The 23,642-nt window shown below is 57.2% G+C and carries 12 protein-coding genes; 9 read left to right on the top strand and 3 right to left on the bottom strand.

Going from position 1 to position 23,642, the window contains the following annotated elements:
• Positions 1–646: 646 nt before the first annotated feature.
• Entirely contained in the window at positions 647–1,594 is a 948-nt protein-coding gene (locus tag ACFE7X_RS17305; RefSeq protein ID WP_375436943.1) for a YitT family protein, read from the top strand.
• 140 nt (positions 1,595–1,734) lie between these two features.
• Here the strand turns inward: ACFE7X_RS17305 and ACFE7X_RS17300 are convergent, their stop codons facing one another.
• Together ACFE7X_RS17300 and ACFE7X_RS17295 are read right to left on the bottom strand one after the other, a co-directional pair.
• Positions 1,735–3,051, bottom strand: a complete 1,317-nt coding sequence (locus ACFE7X_RS17300) for an amidohydrolase family protein (protein WP_375436942.1) — start codon at positions 3,049–3,051, stop codon at positions 1,735–1,737.
• Between the two features lie 78 nt (positions 3,052–3,129).
• Positions 3,130–6,183: an amidohydrolase family protein gene (locus ACFE7X_RS17295; RefSeq protein WP_375436941.1), complete on the bottom strand. Its 3,054-nt coding sequence runs from the start codon at positions 6,181–6,183 to the stop codon at positions 3,130–3,132.
• Positions 6,184–7,042: 859 nt separating this feature from the next.
• Here ACFE7X_RS17295 and ACFE7X_RS17290 point away from each other — a divergent pair.
• Positions 7,043–8,035: a glycoside hydrolase family 43 protein gene (locus ACFE7X_RS17290; RefSeq protein WP_375436964.1), complete on the top strand. Its 993-nt coding sequence runs from the start codon at positions 7,043–7,045 to the stop codon at positions 8,033–8,035.
• 263 nt (positions 8,036–8,298) lie between these two features.
• Here the strand turns inward: ACFE7X_RS17290 and ACFE7X_RS17285 are convergent, their stop codons facing one another.
• Positions 8,299–9,477: a LacI family DNA-binding transcriptional regulator gene (locus tag ACFE7X_RS17285; RefSeq protein ID WP_375436940.1), complete on the bottom strand. Its 1,179-nt coding sequence runs from the start codon at positions 9,475–9,477 to the stop codon at positions 8,299–8,301.
• A 328-nt stretch (positions 9,478–9,805) separates the two neighbouring features.
• Here ACFE7X_RS17285 and uxuA point away from each other — a divergent pair, with 328 nt between their 5' ends.
• From uxuA to ACFE7X_RS17250, 7 genes are all read left to right on the top strand, one after another.
• The gene (gene uxuA / locus ACFE7X_RS17280) at positions 9,806–11,062 is read left to right on the top strand and encodes a mannonate dehydratase (RefSeq protein ID WP_375436939.1); all 1,257 of its coding nucleotides are present in this window, start codon (positions 9,806–9,808) and stop codon (positions 11,060–11,062) included.
• A gap of 24 nt (positions 11,063–11,086) precedes the next feature.
• On the top strand, positions 11,087–13,192 hold the full coding sequence (locus tag ACFE7X_RS17275; RefSeq protein ID WP_375436938.1) for an alpha-glucuronidase family glycosyl hydrolase: 2,106 nt from the start codon (positions 11,087–11,089) through the stop codon (positions 13,190–13,192).
• A gap of 32 nt (positions 13,193–13,224) precedes the next feature.
• Positions 13,225–14,037 carry an SDR family NAD(P)-dependent oxidoreductase gene (locus tag ACFE7X_RS17270; protein ID WP_375436937.1) on the top strand — a complete coding sequence of 271 codons (813 nt, stop codon included), beginning with the start codon at positions 13,225–13,227 and terminating at the stop codon, positions 14,035–14,037.
• Positions 14,038–14,076: 39 nt separating this feature from the next.
• Entirely contained in the window at positions 14,077–17,232 is a 3,156-nt protein-coding gene (locus ACFE7X_RS17265) for a SusC/RagA family TonB-linked outer membrane protein (protein WP_375436936.1), read from the top strand.
• Between the two features lie 123 nt (positions 17,233–17,355).
• The gene (locus ACFE7X_RS17260; RefSeq protein WP_375436935.1) at positions 17,356–19,110 is read left to right on the top strand and encodes a RagB/SusD family nutrient uptake outer membrane protein; all 1,755 of its coding nucleotides are present in this window, start codon (positions 17,356–17,358) and stop codon (positions 19,108–19,110) included.
• 97 nt (positions 19,111–19,207) lie between these two features.
• Positions 19,208–21,157, top strand: a complete 1,950-nt coding sequence (locus ACFE7X_RS17255) for a sialate O-acetylesterase (protein WP_375436934.1) — start codon at positions 19,208–19,210, stop codon at positions 21,155–21,157.
• A 91-nt stretch (positions 21,158–21,248) separates the two neighbouring features.
• Entirely contained in the window at positions 21,249–23,438 is a 2,190-nt protein-coding gene (locus tag ACFE7X_RS17250) for a glycoside hydrolase family 3 N-terminal domain-containing protein (protein ID WP_375436933.1), read from the top strand.
• The last annotated feature ends 204 nt before the right edge of the window (positions 23,439–23,642 follow it).

The raw sequence follows: 23,642 nt of genomic DNA, 5'->3' as shown, positions 1-23,642 counted from the left end.
AGACTTATATCTGCTGCCTTTCACATAACCACGTTTCTCCTATTGGCATTTGCTTGAATCACTACTATCCTTCAGACACTTTATCCTGTAGCTGGTGAAGCCGCTTTGTATAACTATATAAAGAAACAAAACAACTCTTCTATTAGAGGCTAGAGTAAGTTAACCAACGAAAGAACGTAATTCTGTACGTTTTTTCATAACGATCTAAAGTGAAGGCAGCTTAGTGCTACAAAGATACTATTCCAATCCGTCCGGTTCATAGGCCTCGGGTAGTGGCCGGATTCAAGACTTGGCAACCTCGTCTTCTAGGAGGCTAATCGAGGGGGTAGGATTTAACCACGCAACGCGCAGTTCCAACGTTTGCAGCCAGATGTTCAGCTATGCCGAATATAGCGGCATCCGGCGCCAGCGCCATTTACAGCATGAAATTGACCTACTGGCAAGCAGTTATTTTCAGATCCCTTTAGCGTAGCGTACAGGGAATTGTTGTGCTGTAAAGCCAATTTACCCCGACCCTGTGCTAGGTAGCAACGTAGGCAGTAGCTGGAGCCGAGCGTTTGGTGCCTAACAACGCCCACGCATTTAAGTAGCTTTCGGTCCGTGAAACCCGACTCCAAAGGTCGGTTTCTCTTAATCTTCCTCGTCTATGTTGATACCCCAACTGTTTTTTCTGAACAAGATGCGCTCAGCTTCGGCAACCGAGTCGACACCACCGCCCAACAGCCCGCCGACGAACCGCTCGTTCACTGCTATAAAAAACATAGCCTTTATTCTCGCGGGCATTTTGTCGGCGGGCATGGGCCTGAAAGGGTTCCTGCTATCCAGTCACTTCATCGATGGGGGCGCAACTGGTATTTCTATGTTGCTGTCGACGGGCCTGCAACTGCCTCTCTCGCTGGGCCTATTGTTAATTAACGTGCCTTTTCTGGTGCTAGGCTACCGGCAAATGGGCCTGCGATTCGCCATTAAAAGCGCGGCGGCCATTGCGGGGCTAGCGTTGTGCTTGGTGGTACTGCCCTACCCCGATGTTACCCATGATTTGCTGCTTACTGCCGTGTTCGGAGGCGTTTTTATTGGAGCAGGTATTGGCTTGGCTATGCGCGGCGGAGCGGTGCTTGATGGCACCGAGATATTAGCCTTGCTCATCAATCGGAACACTCCCTTGCTTAAGGTCAGCGACATCATCCTGATCCTCAATATCTTCATTTTCGGAGTTGCCGTCTTTGTACTTGGGGTTAATGAAGCCCTGTATTCTATTCTGACCTACGTCGCGGCATCCAAAACCCTGGACTTCATTCTCAACGGCATCGAGCAATATACCGGGGTAACTATTATCTCGGAGCGCAGCGAGGATATTCGCTTAGTTGTTACCAAAATCCTGGGCCGTGGGGTAACCGTGTATAAAGGGCAGAGCGGCTATGGCAAACGGGGAGAGCAGCGGGAAGAGATAGATATCATCTTCACCGTAGTTACCCGGCTGGAGCTACCAAGGCTGCGCGAAGAAGTGAAGCGCCTAGATCCACGTGCGTTCCTGGTGCAGCACAGCGTTGATGACGCTGTGGGAGGCATGCTGAAAAGACGACCTCTGCATTAAGTGTAGAATGCTGGTTGCTCGCCAACAAACACATGTCCAATCATGTAGCTTGAAAGGCAAGTAATTTTGGCACCAGCCAAAGGCAGGAAATCTGGAGTTCCGGATTTCCTGCCTTTGTGTTCTACTTGAAAATGAGTGTTTTACTGCTGCCCGGCTTGTTGCATGCCGTACTTGCCCCGAAACTTTCGGTTCAGGTACACTTGCTTGTTTTCCGAGCTGAATGCGCGCCCGTCGATGTAGGCTCGGGTGACGTTGTTGGTGCGCATATCCAGCAAGTCGCCGCGGCTTACCACCAACGTGGCGCTTTTGCCTGCTTCGAGACTGCCGTAGTCTTTGTCGATGCCCAGGATGCGGGCGGGGCTTAGGGTAACGGCTGTCAGGGCTTGTTCGGGGGTGAGGCCGTGGCCGGCGGAAGTGCCGGCAATGAAGGCGAGGTTGCGCGAACCTGCCGTTTCCATGCTGCCCTCGTAATCAAGGCAGTAGCGGATGCCGGCTTGTTGCAGCATGCTTGGCAGCCGGTAGGGCAGGTCGTAGTCGTCGCCGGGGCGGCGGGGCAGGGCGTGCGTGCGGGAGAGTACCACCGCCACGTCGTTTTGCTTGAGAAAGTCGAGCATCATCCAGGCGTCGCGGGCCCCAATTACCACCACTTTCTGTACGCCCAGCCGCTTGGCAAAACTCACCGCCTCCACGATTTCCTTGCCGTAGTCGGCGTGAATAAACAAGGTCTTGGAGCCGTCGAAAATACCCGCCAGCGCGGAAAGGCGCAGGTTTTCCCGGCGGTTAGTGGGCGAGTTCTTGTAGGCTGCCGCTTCCGTGAACATCACCTCTAGGTCGCGCAACTGCGTTTGGCGGTCCTTGATGCGCCTTTCCACCGCTTTTTCGTCTTCGGTGGGGTCCAGTTTGAGCACCATCAGCGGCCAGTTCAGGTGCAGCCCGTCGTCGGGGCGCACGGCGGCGTCCTGCCAGTTCCAAGCGTCGAGCTGCACGATGCTGCTTTGCCCCGAGAGCATACCCCCGCGGGGCGTAATCTGCGCCATGAGCACGCCGTTGGTACGCACCGTCGGGATGATGTCAGAGTCAGTATTGTAGGCAATAAGGGAGCGGACGTTGGGGTTCATCGTGCCCACTTCCTGCTCGTCCACAGTCGCGCGAATGGATTCGGTTTCAGTCAAACCCAGCGTGGTATTGGGCAGGATCAGACCGGGGTAGATTTCCTGGCCTTTCACGTCCACCACCTCGTAGCCATTGCGCTGGGCGAAGCCGGCCTGGGCTCCCGCGTACGTAATGCGGCCTTTGTCGAAGGCCACGGCCGCGTCGGGCACCACCGTGCCGTTGCCCACGTGCAGGTTGCCGCCCACCAGTAGGATCGGCTTGCTCTGGGCGGGGGCCGGCATGGGCACTTGCGCTACCGCTGGCAGCACAGCAAGCAGGCTCAAAGAAAGGAATATATGTTTCATGGTTGGTAGCTTGAATGAAAGGCGACGCTGCTGATTTCCTTTCTTAGGTTTGAAAGGAATGGTCGTTCGTTTTACTTTTTACTGGTCTAGTTCCTTGTCTTCCCCTTCCGTGTCGCAGTGGAAGTGGCCGGTGGCTTTGGCAGTAGGCGTTTGGGTGGGCGCGCCGCCTTTCTTGGCGGCTAGCATCTTCTGCACAATGCGTAGCCGCTCCCGCTCCATCTCCGTGCGCAAGGCCTTGTCCGATTCGATGTCGAAGAACTGGCGGCCGTCCACGAAGGTGCGCTCGGCGTGGGCGTAAACACTCAGCGGATGGGTGCTCCACAGCACCACGTCGGCGTCTTTGCCTTCCTTGATGCTGCCCATCTGCTTATCAACGTGCAGCATTTTGGCGGGGTTGATGGTCACCAGCTTCAAGGCTTCCTCTTCCGACAAGCCGCCGTACTTCACGGTTTTAGCGGCTTCCTGATTGAGGCGGCGGCTCATTTCGGCGTCGTCGGAGTTAATGGCCACCGTCAGGCCGGCGTCGTGCATGATGGCGGCGTTGTAGGGAATAGCGTCGCGTACCTCGTTTTTATAGCCCCACCAGTCGGCGAAGGTGCTGGCGGCAGCGCCGTGGGCTTTCATTTTGTCGGCTACCTTGTAGCCTTCCAGAATGTGGGTGAAGGTATTTACCTTGAAGCCCAGACGGTCGGCCACGCTTAGCAGCATGTTGATTTCGCTTTGCACGTAGCTGTGGCAGGTGATAAAGCGCTTGTTGTTGAGGATTTCCACCAGCGCATCCAGCTCTAAATCCCGGCGCGGGGCGTCGGTTTTCTTTTGCTTGCCCTTGCCGAGCTTGTTGTACGCCGCCCACTCTTTCTCGTATTCCCTGGCCCGCGTGAAGGCATCCACAAACACCTGCTCCACGCCCATGCGCGACTGCGGGAAACGCAGCACGTTGGCTTCCCCCGCATTGCTCTGCTTCACGTTTTCGCCGAGCGCAAACTTGATGAACGGGTCGGCGCCGGCCACTTTCAAGTCTTCGGCTGCCGCGCCCCAGCGCAGCTTAATCAGTTGCGACTGCCCCCCGATGGGGTTAGCCGAACCGTGCAGAAGCTGCGCGGCCGTCACGCCGCCCGCCAAGTCGCGGTACAAATCCACATCTTCGGGGTCGAGCACGTCGCCGATACGAACTTCTGATGTCACGGCCTGCGTGCCTTCGTTCACACCGCCGATAATGGCAATGTGGGAGTGCTCGTCGATGATGCCCGGCGTGAGGTGCTTGCCCGTGCCGTCAATCACGCGCGCATCCTTGGCCGCGAGGCTCTTGCCTACTTTCGAAATTCTGCCGCCTACCAGCAGCACGTCGGTGTTTTCCAACTTGCCAGCCGCTTCACTGGTCCAGACGGTAGCGTTCTTAATCAAAACCGTTTCCTGCTGGGGTACTGCCGCCCGGCCGTAGGCCGCAAACGGATACAGCACCGACCCGAGTTGCACCGGTGCGGATGCTTTAACCGAATCACGCTTGGCAATTTGGCTGGCCGCTTCCTGGCGGCGGGCCGTCCATTTCACGCGGGTAGCGTCGGGCAACTGGCCGTCGCCCTGAAACACGCGGATGGCGGGCGTGTAATAACCGCTCAGGCGAATGGTAGTGGTTTTATCTTTGGGCGTAGGGTTGTAAACGATGGTGGCCAGTTCGCCTTGCACCGACATGGCGCCGCGCACGGTGTCTTTGGGGGCCAAGGCCACTTTTAACTCGGGCGCTTCGGGCTTGCCGGCTACCAGCAGTTGCACGGCCGGTTGGTTGCCTACCTGCAAGGTGTACACGCCGCGGTAGTCGGCGGGCAGGTTGCTGAGTTGGTACCGCTCGCCCTGCACCCAGTTATCGAGCAGCACGTTGTCGTCGGCAAAAAGGCGGCTGGAGCACACCAGAAAATTCGCGGTGAGGCCGGGCTTCAAGCTGCCTACTTTGTCTTGCGCTTTCACCAGCTCGGCGGGGGTGGCCGTGAGGGCGCGCAGGGCCTGTTCCTCGCTCAGACCGTATTGAACAACCTTGCGCAGATTGGGCAGAAACTTCTTTTTGTCTTTCAAGTCGGCAGCCGACAGCGCGAAGGGCACCCCCGCCTTGGCCAGCATAGCGGCGTTGGCGGGTGCCATTTCCCAGTGCTTTAGTTCTTCCAGCGAAATGCGCGAGGCATCGTACACGTCGTCCACATTGTAGGCGTCGGGGAAGTTGAGGCTGACCACAAACGAGGCGCCGGTAGCTTTGATGTCGGCGATGCGCTGGTACTCGTCGCCACGGCCCTTGATGATGTACTGCGTCTTGAACTCGTCGCCCAGCTTATCGGCCCGCAGGGCGTTAAGCTTGTTGGTGACCTCGAAAAACTGCGGCAGGTTGCGCTGGGCTTGCCAGGCCCGCAACGACAGGTTCTGCTCTTTGCCCGGATTACGCTGGTGCCAGTCAGCATCGAGATAGGTTTGGCGCAGCAGCGCAATGCTGCCCATCAAGGAGCCCGGATAGTTCTGGGTGCTAGTGCCTTTATCGAAGGAAAAGCCAGCGGCAGCACGCTCCACCAGAATCACGTCGTTTTCGCGGTGGCCGGTGGTGGCTAAGGTTACGAGGGCGGCCGTGCCGCGGGCAATGCCGTCGGGCTGCTGGGTGAGCACAGCCCCGAAACCCAGCTTCCGATACGCATCGGCCTGCTCGTCGTTGAGCTTGAATTCGCTGGCCGCATCCGCTTCCGGATGGATGGCCTGGTTCCAATCAAAGGCCCCTACTTTCTTGCTTTCGAACTGCGGCGGGGGCCGGCGACCGGTCCGCTCCAAGGGCTTCACTTCCGGTAGGCCATAGCCCGTGGCCAGATCCACAAAGCCTGGGTAGATGTACTTGCCTTTCAAATCCTGCACCACAGTGCCGGCCGGAATTTTCACGTTGGGTCCCACGGCTGCCACCTTGCCATCTTTGATGAGCAGCGTGGCGTCAGTGATTTTAGTTTTGTAATCGGTGAAAATAGTGGCGTGCGTGAAGGCGTACAGGCCCGGCCGCTGGTCGTGCACGCCATTGCGCGGGTAAGTGGTGGTCTGAGCTTGGGCTGCGAAGCCACCGAGCAGCAGACCGCCCGCCAGTCCTAAACGAGGAATAGAAGTTTGCATTCAGGTTGTGTTGAAAGAGAACAAGAGCAGCCTGCCACCAAGCAGGCCCTATTTCAAATGTAGAAAATAAGGTTTGGGTTGGACTACAGATAGTTGGTCGAGGCCTAATAAAAAGCGCAATGAGTGGTATAAATAGCTGAAAACAGGGCCGGAGCCTCTTGCGGAACTCTTTATCTAACCTCGCTACCAGCATTGGTAAACCAGCAACCGCACATCTTAGGTAGCAGCCCACCCTACTTGCAGTTTCGAACAGTTTGCCTCTGCTAGAGGGCTCTGTTAGTGAATAACTAGAACGTCATGCAGAGCAAAGCGAAGCATCTCGCGTGCTGATGGGAGAGCAGTAATTTAGTATCAGCACGCGAGATGCTTCGCTCTGCTTGACAGCCTTATTGCTAGGCCGCAAGCTCTACGCTCCATACGGCCTAGAGTGCTCTGCCAGACTGCCAGCCCTCTTTCACTGATGAAAGGGAACGAAAAATCACCCTATCGAAATCGATTAGATAGTTTATCTCGCGCAATAGTGGCTGCCATATTGGTTGGCTCGTCAGGCAGAAAGCTATATTTGGCGTTGTAGCAGGACAATTTCATCTGCTCTTTATCCTGTTGAATGCAAAGGAAAAGAGGTGGAAAGTTTGAATTGTGGCCTGCGCTTACCGAGTTACTGTTTCCTTGTGTTGCTGCTGTATCCACTCATCAGCTGGTAGTTAACTGTTCACTAAATTCTCGCCCGTTGTTGTTCAAGAGCCACTCCTCTCATACGTCTGCCACTCGGTCGGCCTTCCTGTTCCTGCTGCCCCTGGCCCTGTTCAGCGCCTGTGAAAACAAGAGCACCGAAACCAAAGCCGCAGACAACCAGGCAATTGCGCCAAGCACCACTACCAACCGGAAGTACTTGGCTAAGCCCCTGATAGAAAACATCTACACGGCCGACCCCTCCGCCCACGTCTTCAACGGCAAAATCTACGTCTACCCGTCGCACGACATCGAAACGGGCATGCCGGAAAACGACAACGGCGACCATTTCGCCATGCGCGACTACCATATCCTGTCCTTGGATAGCATCGGCGGCAAGGTAACCGACCACGGTGTGGCGCTCGATATTAAGGATATTCCGTGGGCGGGCCGCCAGCTCTGGGCCCCGGATGCCGCCTTCAAAAATGGCACCTACTACTTATATTTCCCCGTCAAAGACAAGCAGGATGTGTTTCGGATGGGTGTAGCCACGAGTGCGTCGCCCACGGGCCCGTTCAAGGCCCAGCCACAGCCGATTCCCGGCAGCCTTAGCATCGATCCGGCCGTGTTCACGGATACCGATGGTCAGACCTACATGTACATGGGGGGCATCTGGGGGGGGCAGTTACAGCGCTGGGCTACCGGAAAGTACGATGCCGCCAACAAAACGCAGGAGCCCGCCGCCAACGAGCCCGCCCTCGGGCCGCGCGTGGCTCGCCTGAACTCCGATATGTTGCGCTTTGCCGAGCCCGTGAAGGAAGTTAAGATTGTGGGCCAGGACGGCAAACCGTTTCTGTCCGGCGACAACAAGCACCGTTTTTTTGAAGGTGGCTGGCTGCACAAGTACAACGGCAAATACTACTTCTCGTATTCCACCGGCGACACCCACCTGTTGGTGTATGCCACCGGCGACTCACCGTACGGCCCTTTCACCTACCAAGGCGTACTTATGAACCCCGTGGAAGGCTGGACGACGCACCACTCCATTGTGGAAGTGGACGGTAAGTGGTACATCTTCTACCACGATACCGAACTGTCCGGCAAAACGTGGCTGCGCAACGTGAAAGTTACCGAGCTGAAGCGCCGGCCAGATGGCGGCATCGAAACCATCAATCCCTAGGCGCCCAGCCAGCCCCCAAAGAACCGAGCTGGCTGGGCACTACTCCTTGAATTCAACTAACAGTGTTGGGTTTAAAGTCACAGGCAAAGCAAGCGCGCGAAGCCGTTTAGAGCCGTCCTCCGGTTAGCGTACTAGCCAGCAGAGGCTGTAGCGCGAAGCTTTTGCTTCGCGCATGTCACAATGGCGCGGTTACTCTCCTTATTATATACGCAAAGCAAAAGCTTCGCGCTACAGCCCGCCCGTACATCAACTTGAGAGTTGCTTTAAATCTCCAGCTTGAAATAAACGCCGGCGCCCTTCAACGAGGATTGCCGGATCACCAAGTCCCCCGTAACGACGAATGTGCGGGGTTTGAACAGATCCTTTTGTTGTATTTGCTCTAAAAACAAGCGGGCTGCGTGCTGGCCTAGCCGGTAAGGATGCAGGTTGATGGTAGTCAGGCCCGGCTCGACCAAGGCGGCGAGAAACTCGTCGCCGAAGCCCGCCACGGCTATGTCCTGCGGGATGCGCAAACCCCGCCGCTTCAACTCTAGCATCAGGTCGAAGGCGTTGCGGTAGTTGATGGCGAAAATAGCGTCGGGCGGCTCGGGCAAGGCCAACCAGGCATCGAGTGCCGCCAAGGCCGAATCTGCTTGAAAGTCGGAGTGAACTTCATACTCCGGTTGAATGGGCAGGTGGTAGCGCTTCAGGGCATTCTGGTAGCCGCTAATTCGTTGCCGGCTGATAAGCAACGACTCGGGTCCGGCCAGAATGGCAATCCGTTGGCAGCCTTCCTGAATCAGGTGCTCGGTTACGGCGTACGCGCCGCCCCAGTCATCGAGTACCACCTGGGCGCTGTCTACCTCGTTGCACACTCGGTCGAAATGCACAATGGGGGTGCCGCGGTTGGCGTGCTGCTTGACGTGGTCGAAGTTTTCGGTGTCGCGGGAGTGACAAATCAGCAAGCCATCTACCCGGCTGGCAATCAGCGCCTGCACGTTGCTGACCTCCATCTCGTACGATTCTTTGGACTGGCAAATCATGACGCGGTAGCCTGCCTCGGCCGCCACTTGTTGAATGCCGCTAACGGCCGTCGCGAAGAAAGGCCGCTCGATGTCAGGAATCACCACGCCGATGGTGTGGGTGGCGCTGCTCTTCAAGCTCTGGGCCAATAAGTTGGGCTGGTAGTCTAGCTGCCGAGCCATATCCACAATAGCTTGCCGGGTATTGGAGTTGATATCGGAATGGCCGTTCAGGGCCCGCGACACGGTAGAAGCCGCCACCCCCAGAACTTTGGCTACGTCGCTAATTGTGGTTTGATGGCGCTTGCGTTCCGGCGCGGGCAAGGTTCTTGGATCGGTGAAGTGGCAGTTGCAAGCCTTGCAAAAGAACCGTTGGCGGCCCCGGATAAAGCCTGCTCGTTTCACTTCGTCGGCCGAATTGCACTTGATGCACTTCATCATAAGGCAAATGGTATTTTAGCTAAATACCAAACTAAGGGTGGGAAAGGGGTTGTGAAAAGTTCGTTTGATTATTTGAAGATAAACTACGAAATATTTTTTACACTCTGCCCCATAAAGAATAGCTATCGAAACCGTTTGCGGAAACGGTTTCGGTATTTTTATTTCTAAATTAGGTCGTACGGGCAGTTTTTGGATAGGTGTTTCTATCAGTTGATGTTTTATATTCGATAGTAAGTCGCTTTTCAAGATGAGAAGCAATTTATCCGGTAGTTTGTTGCTAACTAGTGAAGTGGCAAACAGTAAATTGTATTTTTCTGACATAATCCCCATGCTGCACACGATGCGCTGGTTCGGGCCCCAGGACCCAACTTCTTTGTTTGCACTTCGTCAGGCAGGTTGCGTAGGCGTCGTAACAGCTCTGCACCAGCTGCCAGTTGGCGCTGTGTGGCCAATAGCGGAAATCCAGGCGCGGCAGCAACTAATTGAAGCCGACAACCAGCGCTACGCCCCCCTGCACTGGGTGGTAGTGGAAAGCCTGCCCATACACGAAGACATCAAGAAGGGCTTACCTACGCGCACGCAGTACATCAACGCCTACCAAGAGTCGCTGCGCAACCTGGCGGCCTGCGGAATCAAAACCGTGTGCTACAATTTTATGCCCGTACTAGACTGGTCGCGTACCAATCTTACTTACGAGATGCCGGATGGTTCGCGGGCGCTGCGCTTTGTGTGGCAGGATTTCGCCGTTTTCGACTTGTGCATTCTGGTGCGTCCCGGTGCCGAAGCCGACTACGAGCCAGCCGTAGTGGCCGCCGCCCACCAGCAGTTTGCCGCCATGTCGGCCGCCGACCGAGCCGCGCTAACCAACACGGTGCTGCTGGGTTTGCCGGGATCCGAAGAAGCATTCGAGCTGAGCAACTTCCAAAGCCTGCTCAACGAATACGCCGCCATTGATGCCGCGGCGCTGCGCGAAAACCTCTATTATTTCCTGCGGGAAGTAGGGCCAGTGGCCGAAGAAGTGGGCGTCAACCTGTGCATTCATCCCGACGATCCGCCGTACCCGCTACTAGGGTTGCCCCGCGTGGTCAGCACCGAAGCCGACCTGAGCAGCCTGCTTGCTGCCTACGATTCGCCGGTTAATGGCTTGACCTTCTGCACCGGCTCATTGGGCGTGCGGCCCGACAACGACTTGCCCGGCATGGTGCAGCGCTTCGGACCCCGGATCCATTTTGTGCACCTGCGCGCTACCAAGCGCGAAGACAATCCGCGCAATTTCCACGAGGCCGACCACCTAACCGGCGACGTGGATATGTACGCCGTGGTGCGGGCGTTGGTAGAAGAAGAGCTGCGGCGAGCCAGCACCGGCAACAGCACCTACTTGCCCATGCGCCCCGACCATGGTCATCAGATGCTCGACGACCTAACCAGTGGCAAGCGCACTTACCCTGGCTATTCCGCCATCGGGCGGCTGCGCGGGCTAGCTGAACTGCGCGGCCTTGAACTCGGCATTCGTTGCAGTCTGCTGGCCGAGCAGCATTCATCGGAGCCGCTGCACGCCGAATCATCCGTACCTCGCTTCGTTTAACTGCCCCGTACTGCCCTCCCACCCATGTTGCTTCGAATTTTACTGCTTTCACTGCTCTGTATTAGCGCTCCTACCGTAGGGCGGGCCGATGACGGCTACCGTTTGTGGCTGAAATACGACCAGTTGCCCGAAGCCGGCTTGCGCAAAGCGTGGCAGGCGCAGGCGCAGCGCATCGTGCTGGCATCCGCGGCTACGCCCACCTTACAAACAGCCGCCAACGAGCTGCAACGCGGGCTGCAAGGCTTGCTTGGGCAGACGGTAGCCGTAGGAGGGAAGGGCAGCGGTAAAGGAGAAATCCAACTGCGCGTGGCAGCTGATCCGGCGCTGGGCCGCGAAGGCTACCGCGTGAGCACCCAGAAAAACGGACTGGAAATCACCGGCCCTACCGATGCGGCCGTGCTCTACGGCTGCTTTGCCCTGCTGCGCCACGTGCAAACCGGGCAGCAACCCAGTCAAGTGAAATTAAGCAGCCAACCCCGTATTCAGTACCGCTTGCTCAACCACTGGGACAATCCCAACGGCACCGTGGAGCGCGGTTACGCGGGGTCCTCGATCTGGAAGTGGCAGGAACTGCCCGAGCGCCTCGACCCGCGCTACCAGGATTATGCCCGCGCCAACGCTTCTATTGGCATCAATGGCGTGGTAGTCAACAACGTGAATGCCAGTGCCCGCTACCTCACCCCGGAGTATTTGCAAAAAGTAGCCGCCGTGGCGGGCGTGTTGCGCCCCTACGGCATCCGGGTGTACCTCTCCGTGCTCTGGGCCGCGCCCAAAGTCATTGGTGGATTGCCTACTTCCGACCCGCTCGACCCCAAGGTGAAGCAGTGGTGGACCGCCCGCACCGACGAAATCTACAAGACCATACCCGACTTCGGGGGCTTTCTGGTGAAGGCGAATTCCGAAGGCGAACCCGGCCCGCAAGACTACGGCCGCAACCATGATGATGGGGCCAATATGCTGGCTGCCGCCCTCGGGCAGCACGAGGGCGTAGTGATGTGGCGCGCCTTCGTCTACAAAGCCAACTCCAAAGGTGACCGGTTCAAGGAAGCCTACCAGGAGTTTCAGCCTCTCGACGGCAAGTTTGCCTCGAAAGTGCTGGTGCAAGTGAAAAACGGCCCCATCGACTTTCAGTCTCGGGAGCCATTTCACCCACTGTTCGGAGCCATGCCGCGCACCCCACTGGTGCTGGAGGTGCAGCTCACGCAAGAGTATTTAGGCTTTGCGACGCACCTCGTGTACTTAGGCCCGCTTATTAAAGAGTGCCTGGAAGCCGATACGCACGCGCAGGGCCCCAACTCTACGGTAGCGCGAGTGGTGGACGGCAGCCTGGAAAAGCACAGCGTCAGTGGCATTGCGGGCGTAGCCAACATCGGCTCGGACCGCAACTGGACCGGCCACTTGGTGGGGCAGGCCAACTGGTACGCCTTCGGGCGGCTGGCCTGGGACCACACCCTAAGCTCGGCCGCTATTAGCGAAGAATGGACCCGCATGACCCTGACCCGGCAGCCCACCGCCGTAGCCTCTATCACGCAGGTACTCAACCAGTCGCGCAACATCTATGTGCGCTACACCACGCCGTTGGGTTTGCACCACATCATGGGCCAGAGCATCCATTACGGCCCCGAGCCCTGGCTTTCGCAGAGTGCCCGGCCCGACTGGACGTCGGTGTATTACCACAAGGCCGACTCCGTGGGTTTAGGCTTCGACCGGACGACGCGCGGCTCCAACGCCCTGGCCTTGTATGCGCCCGGCGTGCAGCAGCGCTGGGGCAACCCCGCCACTTGCCCACCCGACTACCTGCTTTGGTTTCATCACGTGGGTTGGAAGCAGCAGCTAAGCACCGGCCGCACCCTCTGGAACGAGCTGTGCACCCGCTACTATACCGGCGCCGACTCGGTGCTTTGGATGCAGCGGCAGTGGGAGCAGGCCCGCCCCGCTGTGGATGCCGAGCTGCACGCCGACGTAGCTGCCCGCCTGCGCATTCAGCACCGCGAGGCCTTGTGGTGGCGCGATGCCTGCGTGCTCTACTTTCAAACGTATTCGCGGCAGCCGATTCCGGCCCCGCTCCCACCGCCTACCCGGCCTTTAGCTGAAATCAAGCAGCTGGTGGATATCTACCAGCTACGCTAATCCTTCCACTCCCGACTTAGCCATCCCTTCTTATGCTCCGCATTGACCCTCTCCTTTCTAGCCATACGCAACCCAACGGGCAGCACCAGCCCAATCCTTTTTCCTTGGAAGGCAAGCTGGCACTGGTCACCGGTGGGGGCAGTGGCATCGGCCTGGAAATAGCCCGCTGCATGGCCGTGGCTGGGGCCACCGTTATTATCACGGGCCGGCGCGAAACCGTGCTGCAAGACGCAGTGTCGGAACTCGGCGAATCCGTGCATTACCTCACCAACGATATCTGCGAGTTAGAACTGCTCGATGGGCTAGTCGCGCACATCGAGGCTACCTACGGCCCGCTGGATATTCTGGTCAACAACGCCGGCGTGAACATGAAAAAGCCGGCATTGGAAGTCACAGACGAAGAATTCAGCCGCATCCTGCATACCAACCTGCACGCCGTGTTTGCCCTTACGCGTGCCTGTGCCCAGCGTATGGTAGCCCGCCGGAGCGGCGTGATTCTGATGATTTCCTCGATGGCCGCCTATTATGGCATCGACCGGGTGGTCGCCTACGCGGCGTCCAAGTCGGCGGTAGAAGGCATGGTGAAGGTGCTGGCTTCCGAGTTTTCCAAAGACAACGTGCGGGTCAATGCCATTGCGCCGGGCTTCATCGAGACGGAAATGAGCCGCACGGCCATGAACTCCGACCCCGACCGGCGCGACCGGGCCATGCGCCGCACGCCCATGGGTAAGTTCGGCCAACCCGACGACATCGGTCATGCGGCCGTGTTCTTGGCCTCCGAAGCGGCCCGCTACATCACCGGGGCTTCGTTGCCGGTTGACGGCGGCAATTCCATCGGTTTTTAGGCTTTTAAAAGAATTTCACTTTATAAACTCCCACACGTCATGTACTCACCATTACGCAAAACGGCCTTAGGCCTGAGCTTGCCGCTATTCGCGGCCGTGGGGCTGCCCATAGCCAGCCTACTGTTACCGACCACTCAAGTGATGGCGCAAGCTGCGCAAACGATTTCGGGCCGGGTTATTAGCGCAGAAGGCGGCGAAGGCCTGCCTGGCGTCACGGTACTGCAAAAAGGCACTACCAACGGCGTTTCAACTACTGGCGACGGCGGATTTACATTAAATGCCCCTATTGGTAGTACGTTGGTGTTTAGTGCTATCGGTTTCGTAAGCCAAGAGGCAATCGTTTCCGGGGCTACTGTAAACATCACACTGGCCACTAACACCAAGGCTTTAGATGAGGTAGTGGTCGTAGGATACGGCACGCAACGGAAAAGTCAGGTAACGGGCGCTATTTCGTCGGTCGATGAGCAGCAGCTTCGTGATGTGCCGGTAGCCAACATAGGCCAGGCCCTACAGGGACGTGCCGCTGGTGTAAACATTTCCAGCAGCAGCAACACGCCTGGTCAGGCACCTGTTATCCGTATTCGTGGTAACCGCTCCTTTTCGGGCAGCAACGATCCACTGCTGGTCGTAGACGGTATACCCTACGACGGGAGCCTGAACGACCTGAACCCGGATGACATTACCTCGCTGGAAGTTCTGAAAGACGCTTCCTCCACGGCCATCTATGGCGCCCGCGGTGCCAACGGCGTGATTCTGGTAACGACGCGTCGTGGTAAGAATGGTGCTCCTCGTACCACCTATAGCGGCTACTACGGTGTGAAAAAGGCGCGCGAGTTTGATCTGCAAAACGGACAGGAGTTTTACGATTTTCGCCTGCGGGCATATCGGGCCCGTAACCCCGGCTTCGACCCTGCTACTACGCCGAGCTTCCTGACCTTGAATGAGCGGGATAACTTAGCGGCGGGCAACACCACCGATTACCAAGACTTGCTGATTCAGAATGGCCGCATTCAGAACCACGCCGTGGGTGTATCGGGTGGCACTGAGCAGACGCAATACTCGACTTCGTTGGGCTACTACGACGAAACTGGGGTGGTGCCAGTGCAGGAATTTCAGCGTTTCTCCCTGCGCGGCACATTAGATCAGCAGATCGGTAAACGAGTGAAAATCGGCCTGAATACGCTCAACAGCTACATCCAGCAGGATGATCCGTCGTTGAACATTATGAATGCTATTCTGACTGGTAGCCCGCTGGCTTCGCCCTACGATGCCAATGGTCTACCAATTCTATTCCCTAACACCGATACGGCCCTGCCTAACCCACTTGCCTATTACACCGAAGATGCGCATAAAGAGCAGACGCGCCGTCTGCGCAGCTTCAATAGTCTTTACGGCCAGGTAAACATTGTCAAAGGCCTGGACTATCGCTTGAACGTGGGTCTGGACTTCCGTTCCGAAGCCGCTGGCAACTTCTATGCTACGGGAACCCCAGCTCGCGGCACTGGCGTAAACCAGGCTCAGCGCTCAGGCAACACGGCTTCCAATATTCTGGTAGAAAACCTGCTGCTTTATAACCGGACGTTTGCCGAAAAGCACGACGTGAATTTCACAGGCTTGTACAGCATTCAAGACTTCCGCACCGATAACTTCTCGGCTACAACGCAGGATTTGCCCACCAACTATCAGTTGTACAACAACTTGGGCGCGGGCAGACCCACGTCGTCCACCAGCGGTTCCAGCCGTTGGGATATTGTCTCGTACATGGGACGTCTGAACTACGCTTACAACAACCGTTACTCGGCCACCTTTACTGTGCGTGTGGACGGCTCATCGCGCTTGTCGCCGGGCAACAAATACAAGGCTTTCCCATCAGCCGCTGTCGCTTGGAACCTGGCCAACGAGCAGTTCCTACAAGGCCGTGATTTCATTAGCAACCTGAAGCTGCGTGCTAGCTTAGGCCGCGTGGGTAGTACGGCTATCAACCCATATCAGACGCTAGGCTCGCTGAACTCCGGCTTAGGCAACGGCTATTACACATTCGGCTCTTCTGGCGCTGTTGGGGTAGTGCCGGGCAGTATTCCAAACTCCGACTTGGGTTGGGAATATACCACTACTACCAACCTTGGACTGGACTTCGGCTTCTTAGAGAATCGCATCTCTGGTTCGGTGGAACTGTATCAGCAGCGCACCAGCGACTTGCTGCTGCCCGACGCTCTGCCGGGCGCCAGTGGCTACACGTCGTTCCTCATCAACGCCGGCGAAACCCAAAACCGGGGTCTGGAAATTTCGCTTTCCACTGCTAACGTACGCAGTGCCAGCGGATTCGAGTGGAGCACCGACTGGAACTTTACGGTGAACCGCGAGAAAGTGCTGGACCTAAACCTGCGGAACGAAGATGGCAGTAAGCGCGATGACATAGCCAACCAGCGCTTCATTGGCCAGCCGCTTTACGTTATCTATGATTACAAGAAAACAGGTATCTGGCAGTTAGACGAGCGAGACGAGGCCACCCGCTACAATACATTGCCTGGTCAGATCAAGTTTGAAGACGTAAACAACGATGGCCGGATTGACGCTGCCGATCGTCAGATTCTCGGCTCGCGCCAGCCTAAATTCGAGGCTGGTCTAACTAACCGCTTCAAGTTCAAAGGCTTTGATCTGACGGCAGTAGCGCTGACCCGCGTAGGCGCTACCATCGTTGACCCCTTGCTGTTTGGACCTTCATACTTCACTACGTTCGACGGGCGTCGGAATCAAATCAACCTGGACTACTGGACTCCTGACAATCCTTCTAATTCGTTCCCGCAGCCGGTGCAGGGGGTTGCTGATTACCAGACCGATAGCCGCGTGCTGGGTTATGTAAGCGGTACCTTCATCAAGGTGCGCAGCATCGACTTGGGTTACGCGCTGCCGACCAGCGTGATTGGCAAGCTGAAGATGAGCACGGCTCGCATCTACGTACAGGTGCAGAACCCCTTCATCTGGTCGCCAGTGGACGTGTATAAGAAGAATAAGGCCATTGATCCGGATGCGCTATCGTACTCTTCTCGCTTCAACGGTGGGAATGCCGGTGCGGCTGGTAGCATCGAGTTTACCGACGGCAACCCATCCAACGGCAACGCCGGATTGGCTGGCCGCGGTGTGTCGGCTCCGGCTACGCGCGCCTTCATCGTAGGGCTAAATCTGGGCTTCTAAACAAGAGTTATTTTGCAGTTAAAGGCTAGTGATATGGTTGCGATTAACAGCCATTAGTCTCCAAAAATCAGCTGCTTACAACAAAATTTCAACGATTCAACTAGCGTTTTGACGCTACCAACCATGAGAAAGTCATTTCTAGCACTTCTAGGTGTTTCCTTACTTATATCCACTTACGGCTGCAAGGATATTTTGGAAGAAGATCCCCAATCTATTCTAGTGCCTGCTTTCCTGGGTACTCCACAAGGCGTGGAAGCCGGCCTAACCGGGGTTTACTCTGGTTATCGCAATATCTATGGCAACGAGCAGGCTATGTACATGGCCGTTACGGGTACCGATGAATTCATGCGCGGCATTGCCGATCAGGAAGGATTTCATGAATACTCCCGCGGCCAAGGCTTCACCCCAACCGCAGGGGTACTTTCCAATCAGTGGAATAACTATTATCAGTTCATCAATGACGCGAATGGTGTTCTCCAATACGCCAACACGGTACAAGGCATTCTGCCTGCCCGCATTCAGCAGGTGGTAGCGGAAACCAAAGTATTGCGCGCGCACTACTACTTCTTGATGGTGCAGCAATGGGGTGATATACCCTTGCAACTAGAGTTCCGCGATACGCCTACCAAGGACATTGCGCGTGCTCCTTTAGCTGATGTGTATAATGCCATTATCGCCGATTTGACGGATGCGCTGGCCAACATTGCCGATAATCCAGCTCAGCCCGGCCGCGTTACCCGCGCTACGGCGCTGCACATCTTGGCTAAGGTGCATCTGACCCGGGCTACCTCTACTGCCAAGCAGGCTGATGACTATGCCAAAGCTGCTCAGTATGCCGAAGAGCTGATCAACAATCAGACGCGCTACGGCAAGGGTTTGGAAACTGACCCAGCACGTGTGTTTGCGGATGGCAACGAGAACGGGAGAGAAGTTCTGTTTAACATTCAGTACGGCAGCGACGCTACGTTCACGCAAACCAGTGAGAGTAATTATTTTCAAGGCGGCAACGCATCCAGCTTCTTTTACCGCAGCCGCTACGAGCAGGGAATTCCTAACATGGTGCGCGACCTTAGAAACGGCCGGCCCTTTGCTCGCTTTGTGCCCACGCCCTACCTACTCAACTCGTACAACATGCCCGGCGAAACCGGTCGGCAACTGCGTACCACTGACACACGCTACAACAAGTGGTTTACTACCACGTGGTATGTGAACTCACCGGGCGCTGCGGGTGGTAGTACGGCCGCCGTGGTGGGTGATACGTCGCTATGGTATCCTAGCTACGATGTGTCTCCTACGGTGCTCGCGCGAATTGCTAGCCGCCGGCCCGCGCCTTACCGCGTAATTCTGCCTAGCCAGCACACCCGGGAATATTACCCCGTAATGAACAAGTATGATGACGTGCGGCGTGCCAGTACTAACGCGCCGTCGGTGCGACCTTTCATCGTGTATCGTTTGTCTGAAACGTACCTGATTGCTGCCGAGGCGAACATGTACCTGAACAATATTGCGAAGGCAGTAGACCAGATCAATGTTGTCCGGGTGCGGGCTGCTGCTCCTGGCCGCGAGGCGCAGATGCGCATCACGGCCAGCCAACTGAACATCGATTTCATCTTAGATGAGCGTACCCGCGAACTAGGCGGTGAGGTTATGCGCTGGATGGATCTGGTGCGCACAGGCAAACTCATTGAGCGGGTGAAAACCAACCCGGTAACTAGAGTTCCCGCCACGGTAAACAAGACGGTGGCTGCCAATGGCATAAGCGGTACTTATGGCTCCGATGCTGCTGCCAACATTCAGCCTTACCACGTGCTGCGGCCTATTCCGCAGCAGGATAGTGACCGCACCAGCGGTAAAATCACCCAGAATTCAGAATACTAACCAATTTCTCGTTAGAACAGAAGCCGTGGTTTTCCGCAAGGGAGCCACGGCTTCAACTTCTAGCGCAACGCGCTGTCCCTGTAAGTACTCTAGCTGTATGAAGCTGTTTTCCAAAATTGTGCTCGTAGCAACTGTACTACTCAGCCAATCGGCGGTAGCACAGGTACGGTTGCCGCGATTGGTTGGTGATGGAATGGTACTGCAACGAGATACCAACTTAGCTATATGGGGCTGGGGCGTGCCGGGGGAAAAGGTTGCGCTGACTTTTACTGGTAAAACCTACCAGGCGACCACCGGCGCGGACGGTAAATGGCATATTAGCTTGCCCGCGCAGAAAGCAGGTGGGCCGTTTCAACTGGAAATTGCAGCCAGCAACCACATCATCCTCAAAGATGTCTTGGTTGGTGACGTGTGGGTGTGCTCGGGCCAGTCGAACATGGAAACGCCCATGTCGCGGCTGCGCGACAAGTACCCCGATGTTGTTGCCCAGGCCACTAATCCGATGATTCGGCAGTTCAATCTTGATCTGCGCTACGCCTTCAATGGGCCGAAAGCAGATGTAAAAGGCGGCCGGTGGGTGACAACTACACCTCAAAATGTACTGGCTTTCAGCGCCGTTGGGTACTTTTTCGCCAAGGAGCTATTCGACAAATACCACGTGCCCGTTGGCATTATTAAATCCGCCGTTGGCGGGTCGCCCATTGAAGCTTGGTTGAGCGCCGAGGCTTTAAAGGCTTTCCCGACGTACCAGCAAGCCGCCGAGAAAGTAAAGGACAGCACCTACGTAGCCCGCACCATTGCGCAAGATCAGGCCGCTTCCCGCGCGTGGTACACCAACCTGCGGCAGCTAGACCAAGGCGTGGCCAGGGGCACGACGCCCTGGTACGCCCCAGTCTACAACGCCTCGGATTGGAAAACCATGAAAATACCCGGCTATTGGGCTGACCAGGGCTTGGGGCCGGTGAATGGGGTGGTGTGGTTTCGCAAGGAAGTGGAGGTGCCGGCCAGCATGGCAGGCAAACCGGCCCGGCTGGAACTTGGGACCATTGTTGACAGTGATTCGGTGTACATCAACGGGCAATTTGCCGGCACTACGGGCTACCAGTACCCCCCGCGCAAGTACGACCTACCGACCACGCTACTCAAGCCTGGCCGCAACGTGCTGGTGATACGAGTCATCAACAACGGGGGCCGCGGCGGCTTTACGCTCGACAAGCAGTACCAACTCACGGCCGGCGGGCAGACGCTGGATCTGCGCGGCGACTGGCAGTACAAGCTAGGGGCGGCCACGCCACCAGCGCCCGGCTCGACCTCCTTTCAGTACCAGCCCGGCGGCTTGTTCAACGGTATGATTGCCCCTCTGTTGCCCTACGCTATTAAAGGCGTGCTGTGGTATCAGGGGGAATCCAACACCAGCAAGCCCGAGGAATACCAGCAGTTGCTCACGGCCTTGATTGCCGATTGGCGCACGCATTGGAACCAACCCAAGCTGCCTTTCCTGTACGCCCAACTGCCGAACTTCATGGCAACCAAAGAGCAGCCGAGCGAGAGCAATTGGGCTAGCTTGCGGGAGTCGCAGCGCAAAGTGCTGGCGGTGCCCAACACCGCCATGACCGTTAACATCGACCTTGGTGAGTGGAACGACATTCACCCACTGGGCAAAGAAGACGTGGGCAAACGGCTGGCCCTGGCGGCGCAGAAAGTGGCGTATGCCGATAAAAAGGTGGTGGCTTCCGGGCCGCTGTATCAAAGTATGCAAGTGCGCGGCAACAAGGCCACGCTCACCTTCACCAACACGGGTAGCGGCTTGGTAGCCAAAGGCGGGGGCGAGCTGAAGCAGTTTGCGGTTGCTGGCGCCGACAAGAAGTTCGTGTGGGCTCAAGCCAAGATGGAAGGCAACGCTGTGGTGGTCTGGAACGACCAAGTAGCGACGCCGGTAGCGGTGCGTTACGCCTGGGCCGACAACCCGGAGGGTGCCAACCTCTACAACAAAGAAGGGCTGCCGGCTTCGCCTTTTCAGGCGGTTGCCGCCCCCGCCATTCCCTAACGACTGTTCTTGCCGGATTGCGCTGAATACATAGCCAAGCTGATACGCCAATTTTCAGTTCTTACTACTACTTTATCTACAAGCACCGAATATGACGAAGAAACGCCTGTTTTTTTCCGCGTTGCTTGCCGGTCTGAATCTATCGGCTGTTTACGCCCAGCAAACGGCGCTGTATCTTAATCCCACCCAGCCGCTGAACGCCCGTGTCAACGACCTGTTGGCCAAGCTTACGCTCGAAGAAAAAGCGCAGCAGATGCTCGACCAGAGCCCGGCCATTCCGCGCCTAGGCATTCCGGCGTATAGCTGGTGGAACGAGGCATTGCATGGTGTGGGCCGCTCGGGTCCGGCCACGGTGTTTCCGCAGGCCATTGGGCTGGGGGCCACCTTCGATGAAGACCTGGCGTTGCGCGTATCCACGGCTATTTCCGACGAGGCGCGGGCTATGTACAACGCCGCCATTGCCAAAAACCATTACGTCAAGTATGGCGGCCTCACGTTCTGGACGCCCAACATCAATATCTTCCGCGACCCACGCTGGGGCAGAGGCCAGGAAACCTACGGCGAAGACCCCTATCTGACCTCGCGCATCGGCGTGGCCTTTGTGCGCGGCTTGCAGGGGCCTGACCCCCGGTACTTGAAAGTGGCAGCCTGTGCCAAGCATTACGCTGTGCACAGCGGCCCCGAAAAACTGCGCCACGAGTTCAACGCCGTGGCCTCGCCCCAGGACTTAAACGAAACCTACTTACCTGCCTTCCAGGCCCTGGTGAAGGAGGCCCGCGTGGAAGCCGTAATGTGCGCCTACAACAGCACCAACGGCGAGCCGTGCTGCGGTAATACGTACTTGCTGCAAGAGGTACTGCGCAAGCAGTGGAACTTCCGCGGCCACGTGGTGAGCGACTGTGGCGCGCTCGACGACCTCTACCAGGGCCATAAAGTAGTGAAAACCAAAACCGAAGCGGCGGCCCTGGCCCTTCAGCGCGGCGTAGATTTGAACTGCGGCGACACCTACACCACGCTGCCCGATGCCGTGCGCCAGGGTTTGATCAAGGAAACGTTGATCGACAGCTCCCTGGCGGTTTTGCTGCGCACCCGCTTCAAGCTGGGTCTCTTCGACCCGCAAAATACCACGCCTTACGACCAGCTCACGCCCGCCGTCATCAACAGCGCCGCCCACCGCGCTTTAGCCAAAGAAGTGGCCCAGAAGTCGATAGTGCTGCTGAAAAACAACGGCGTGCTGCCCCTGCGCAACGACTTGGGCAAGTACTTCGTGACCGGCCCCAACGCCACCAGCGTGGAGGCCTTGCTCGGCAATTACTACGGCGTAAACGGCCAGATGAGCACCGTGCTCGAAGGCCTGGTAGGCGCCGTGCAGCCCGGCAGCCAGATCGAATACAAGCAGGGCATTCTGCTCGACCGCAACAACATCAACCCCATCGACTGGACCACCGGCGAGGCCAAAACCACCAACGCTATTATCGTGGTGATGGGCATTACGGGCGTGCTGGAAGGGGAGGAGGGCGAATCTATTGCCTCGGCCCACGCCGGCGACCGGCTCGATTACAACCTGCCCCAAAACCAGATCGATTTCCTTAAAAAGCTGCGCCAGGGCAGCAAAACACCCATTGTTGCCGTCGTGACGGGGGGCAGCCCGATGAACTTGGCCGAAGTGCACGAGCTGGCCGACGCCGTGGTGCTGGCCTGGTACCCCGGCGAGGAAGGCGGCAACGCCATTGCCGACGTGGTGTTTGGTAAAGTGTCGCCCTCGGGCAAGTTGCCCATCACCTTCCCCAAGAGCCTAGCCCAGCTGCCGGCCTACGAAAGCTACGGCATGCAGGGCCGCACCTACCGCTACATGAGCGCCGAGCCGATGTACCCGTTCGGCTATGGCCTGAGCTATGCCAAGTTCACCTACAGTGGCCTGAAACTGCCTGGCAAAGCAGCTAAAAACAAAGCCGTAACCGTGGAAGCCACCATCACCAACACCGGCAAAGTGGCCGGCGAAGAAGTGGTGCAGCTCTACGTGACCCACACCGCCCGCAAAGGAACCCAAACCCCGCTCTACTCGCTCAAGAACTTCCGCCGCCTGACGCTTCAGCCGGGCGCCAGCACCACCGTAAAATTTACGCTCACGCCCGAAGCCTTGGCGCTGATTGATGCGCAGGGAAAAGCGGTGCCCGCTACCGGGCCCGTCACCGTTTGGGTTGGTGGTTCTTTGCCGGGGGCGCGGAGCGTGGCGCTGGGTGCTAGTCCGGCCGCTTCCGCCGTGCTGGCAGTGAAATAACAGCGTCAGCCTAATGACTTGCCTTTCCCTCGTACCTTATAACTCGCTTAGCAGCAAGCCCTCATTTCTGAATTCTTTGCTCTACTACTTCACTCACAGATCTTTTCCCCATGTCAACCAACACGCTGTCTAAAACGGAATTCTTCACTGGTATCGGCCCGATTCACTTTGAGGGGCGCGAGTCCGACAACCCGCTGGCCTTCA

Source organism: uncultured Hymenobacter sp. (genome assembly GCF_964242765.1).
Classification (GTDB): domain Bacteria; phylum Bacteroidota; class Bacteroidia; order Cytophagales; family Hymenobacteraceae; genus Hymenobacter.
This window is presented reverse-complemented; position numbering and strand designations above follow the sequence as displayed.

Coding starts and splice junctions, on each gene's coding strand:
- ACFE7X_RS17255 (WP_375436934.1), top strand. CDS start 19,208: ATGAAGCTGTTTTCCAAAATTGTGCTCGTAGCAACTGTACTACTCAGC.
- ACFE7X_RS17260 (WP_375436935.1), top strand. CDS start 17,356: ATGAGAAAGTCATTTCTAGCACTTCTAGGTGTTTCCTTACTTATATCC.
- ACFE7X_RS17250 (WP_375436933.1), top strand. CDS start 21,249: ATGACGAAGAAACGCCTGTTTTTTTCCGCGTTGCTTGCCGGTCTGAAT.
- uxuA (WP_375436939.1), top strand. CDS start 9,806: ATGCTGCACACGATGCGCTGGTTCGGGCCCCAGGACCCAACTTCTTTG.
- ACFE7X_RS17285 (WP_375436940.1), bottom strand. CDS start 9,477: ATGATGAAGTGCATCAAGTGCAATTCGGCCGACGAAGTGAAACGAGCA.
- ACFE7X_RS17270 (WP_375436937.1), top strand. CDS start 13,225: ATGCTCCGCATTGACCCTCTCCTTTCTAGCCATACGCAACCCAACGGG.
- ACFE7X_RS17300 (WP_375436942.1), bottom strand. CDS start 3,051: ATGAAACATATATTCCTTTCTTTGAGCCTGCTTGCTGTGCTGCCAGCG.
- ACFE7X_RS17295 (WP_375436941.1), bottom strand. CDS start 6,183: ATGCAAACTTCTATTCCTCGTTTAGGACTGGCGGGCGGTCTGCTGCTC.
- ACFE7X_RS17275 (WP_375436938.1), top strand. CDS start 11,087: ATGTTGCTTCGAATTTTACTGCTTTCACTGCTCTGTATTAGCGCTCCT.
- ACFE7X_RS17305 (WP_375436943.1), top strand. CDS start 647: ATGTTGATACCCCAACTGTTTTTTCTGAACAAGATGCGCTCAGCTTCG.
- ACFE7X_RS17265 (WP_375436936.1), top strand. CDS start 14,077: ATGTACTCACCATTACGCAAAACGGCCTTAGGCCTGAGCTTGCCGCTA.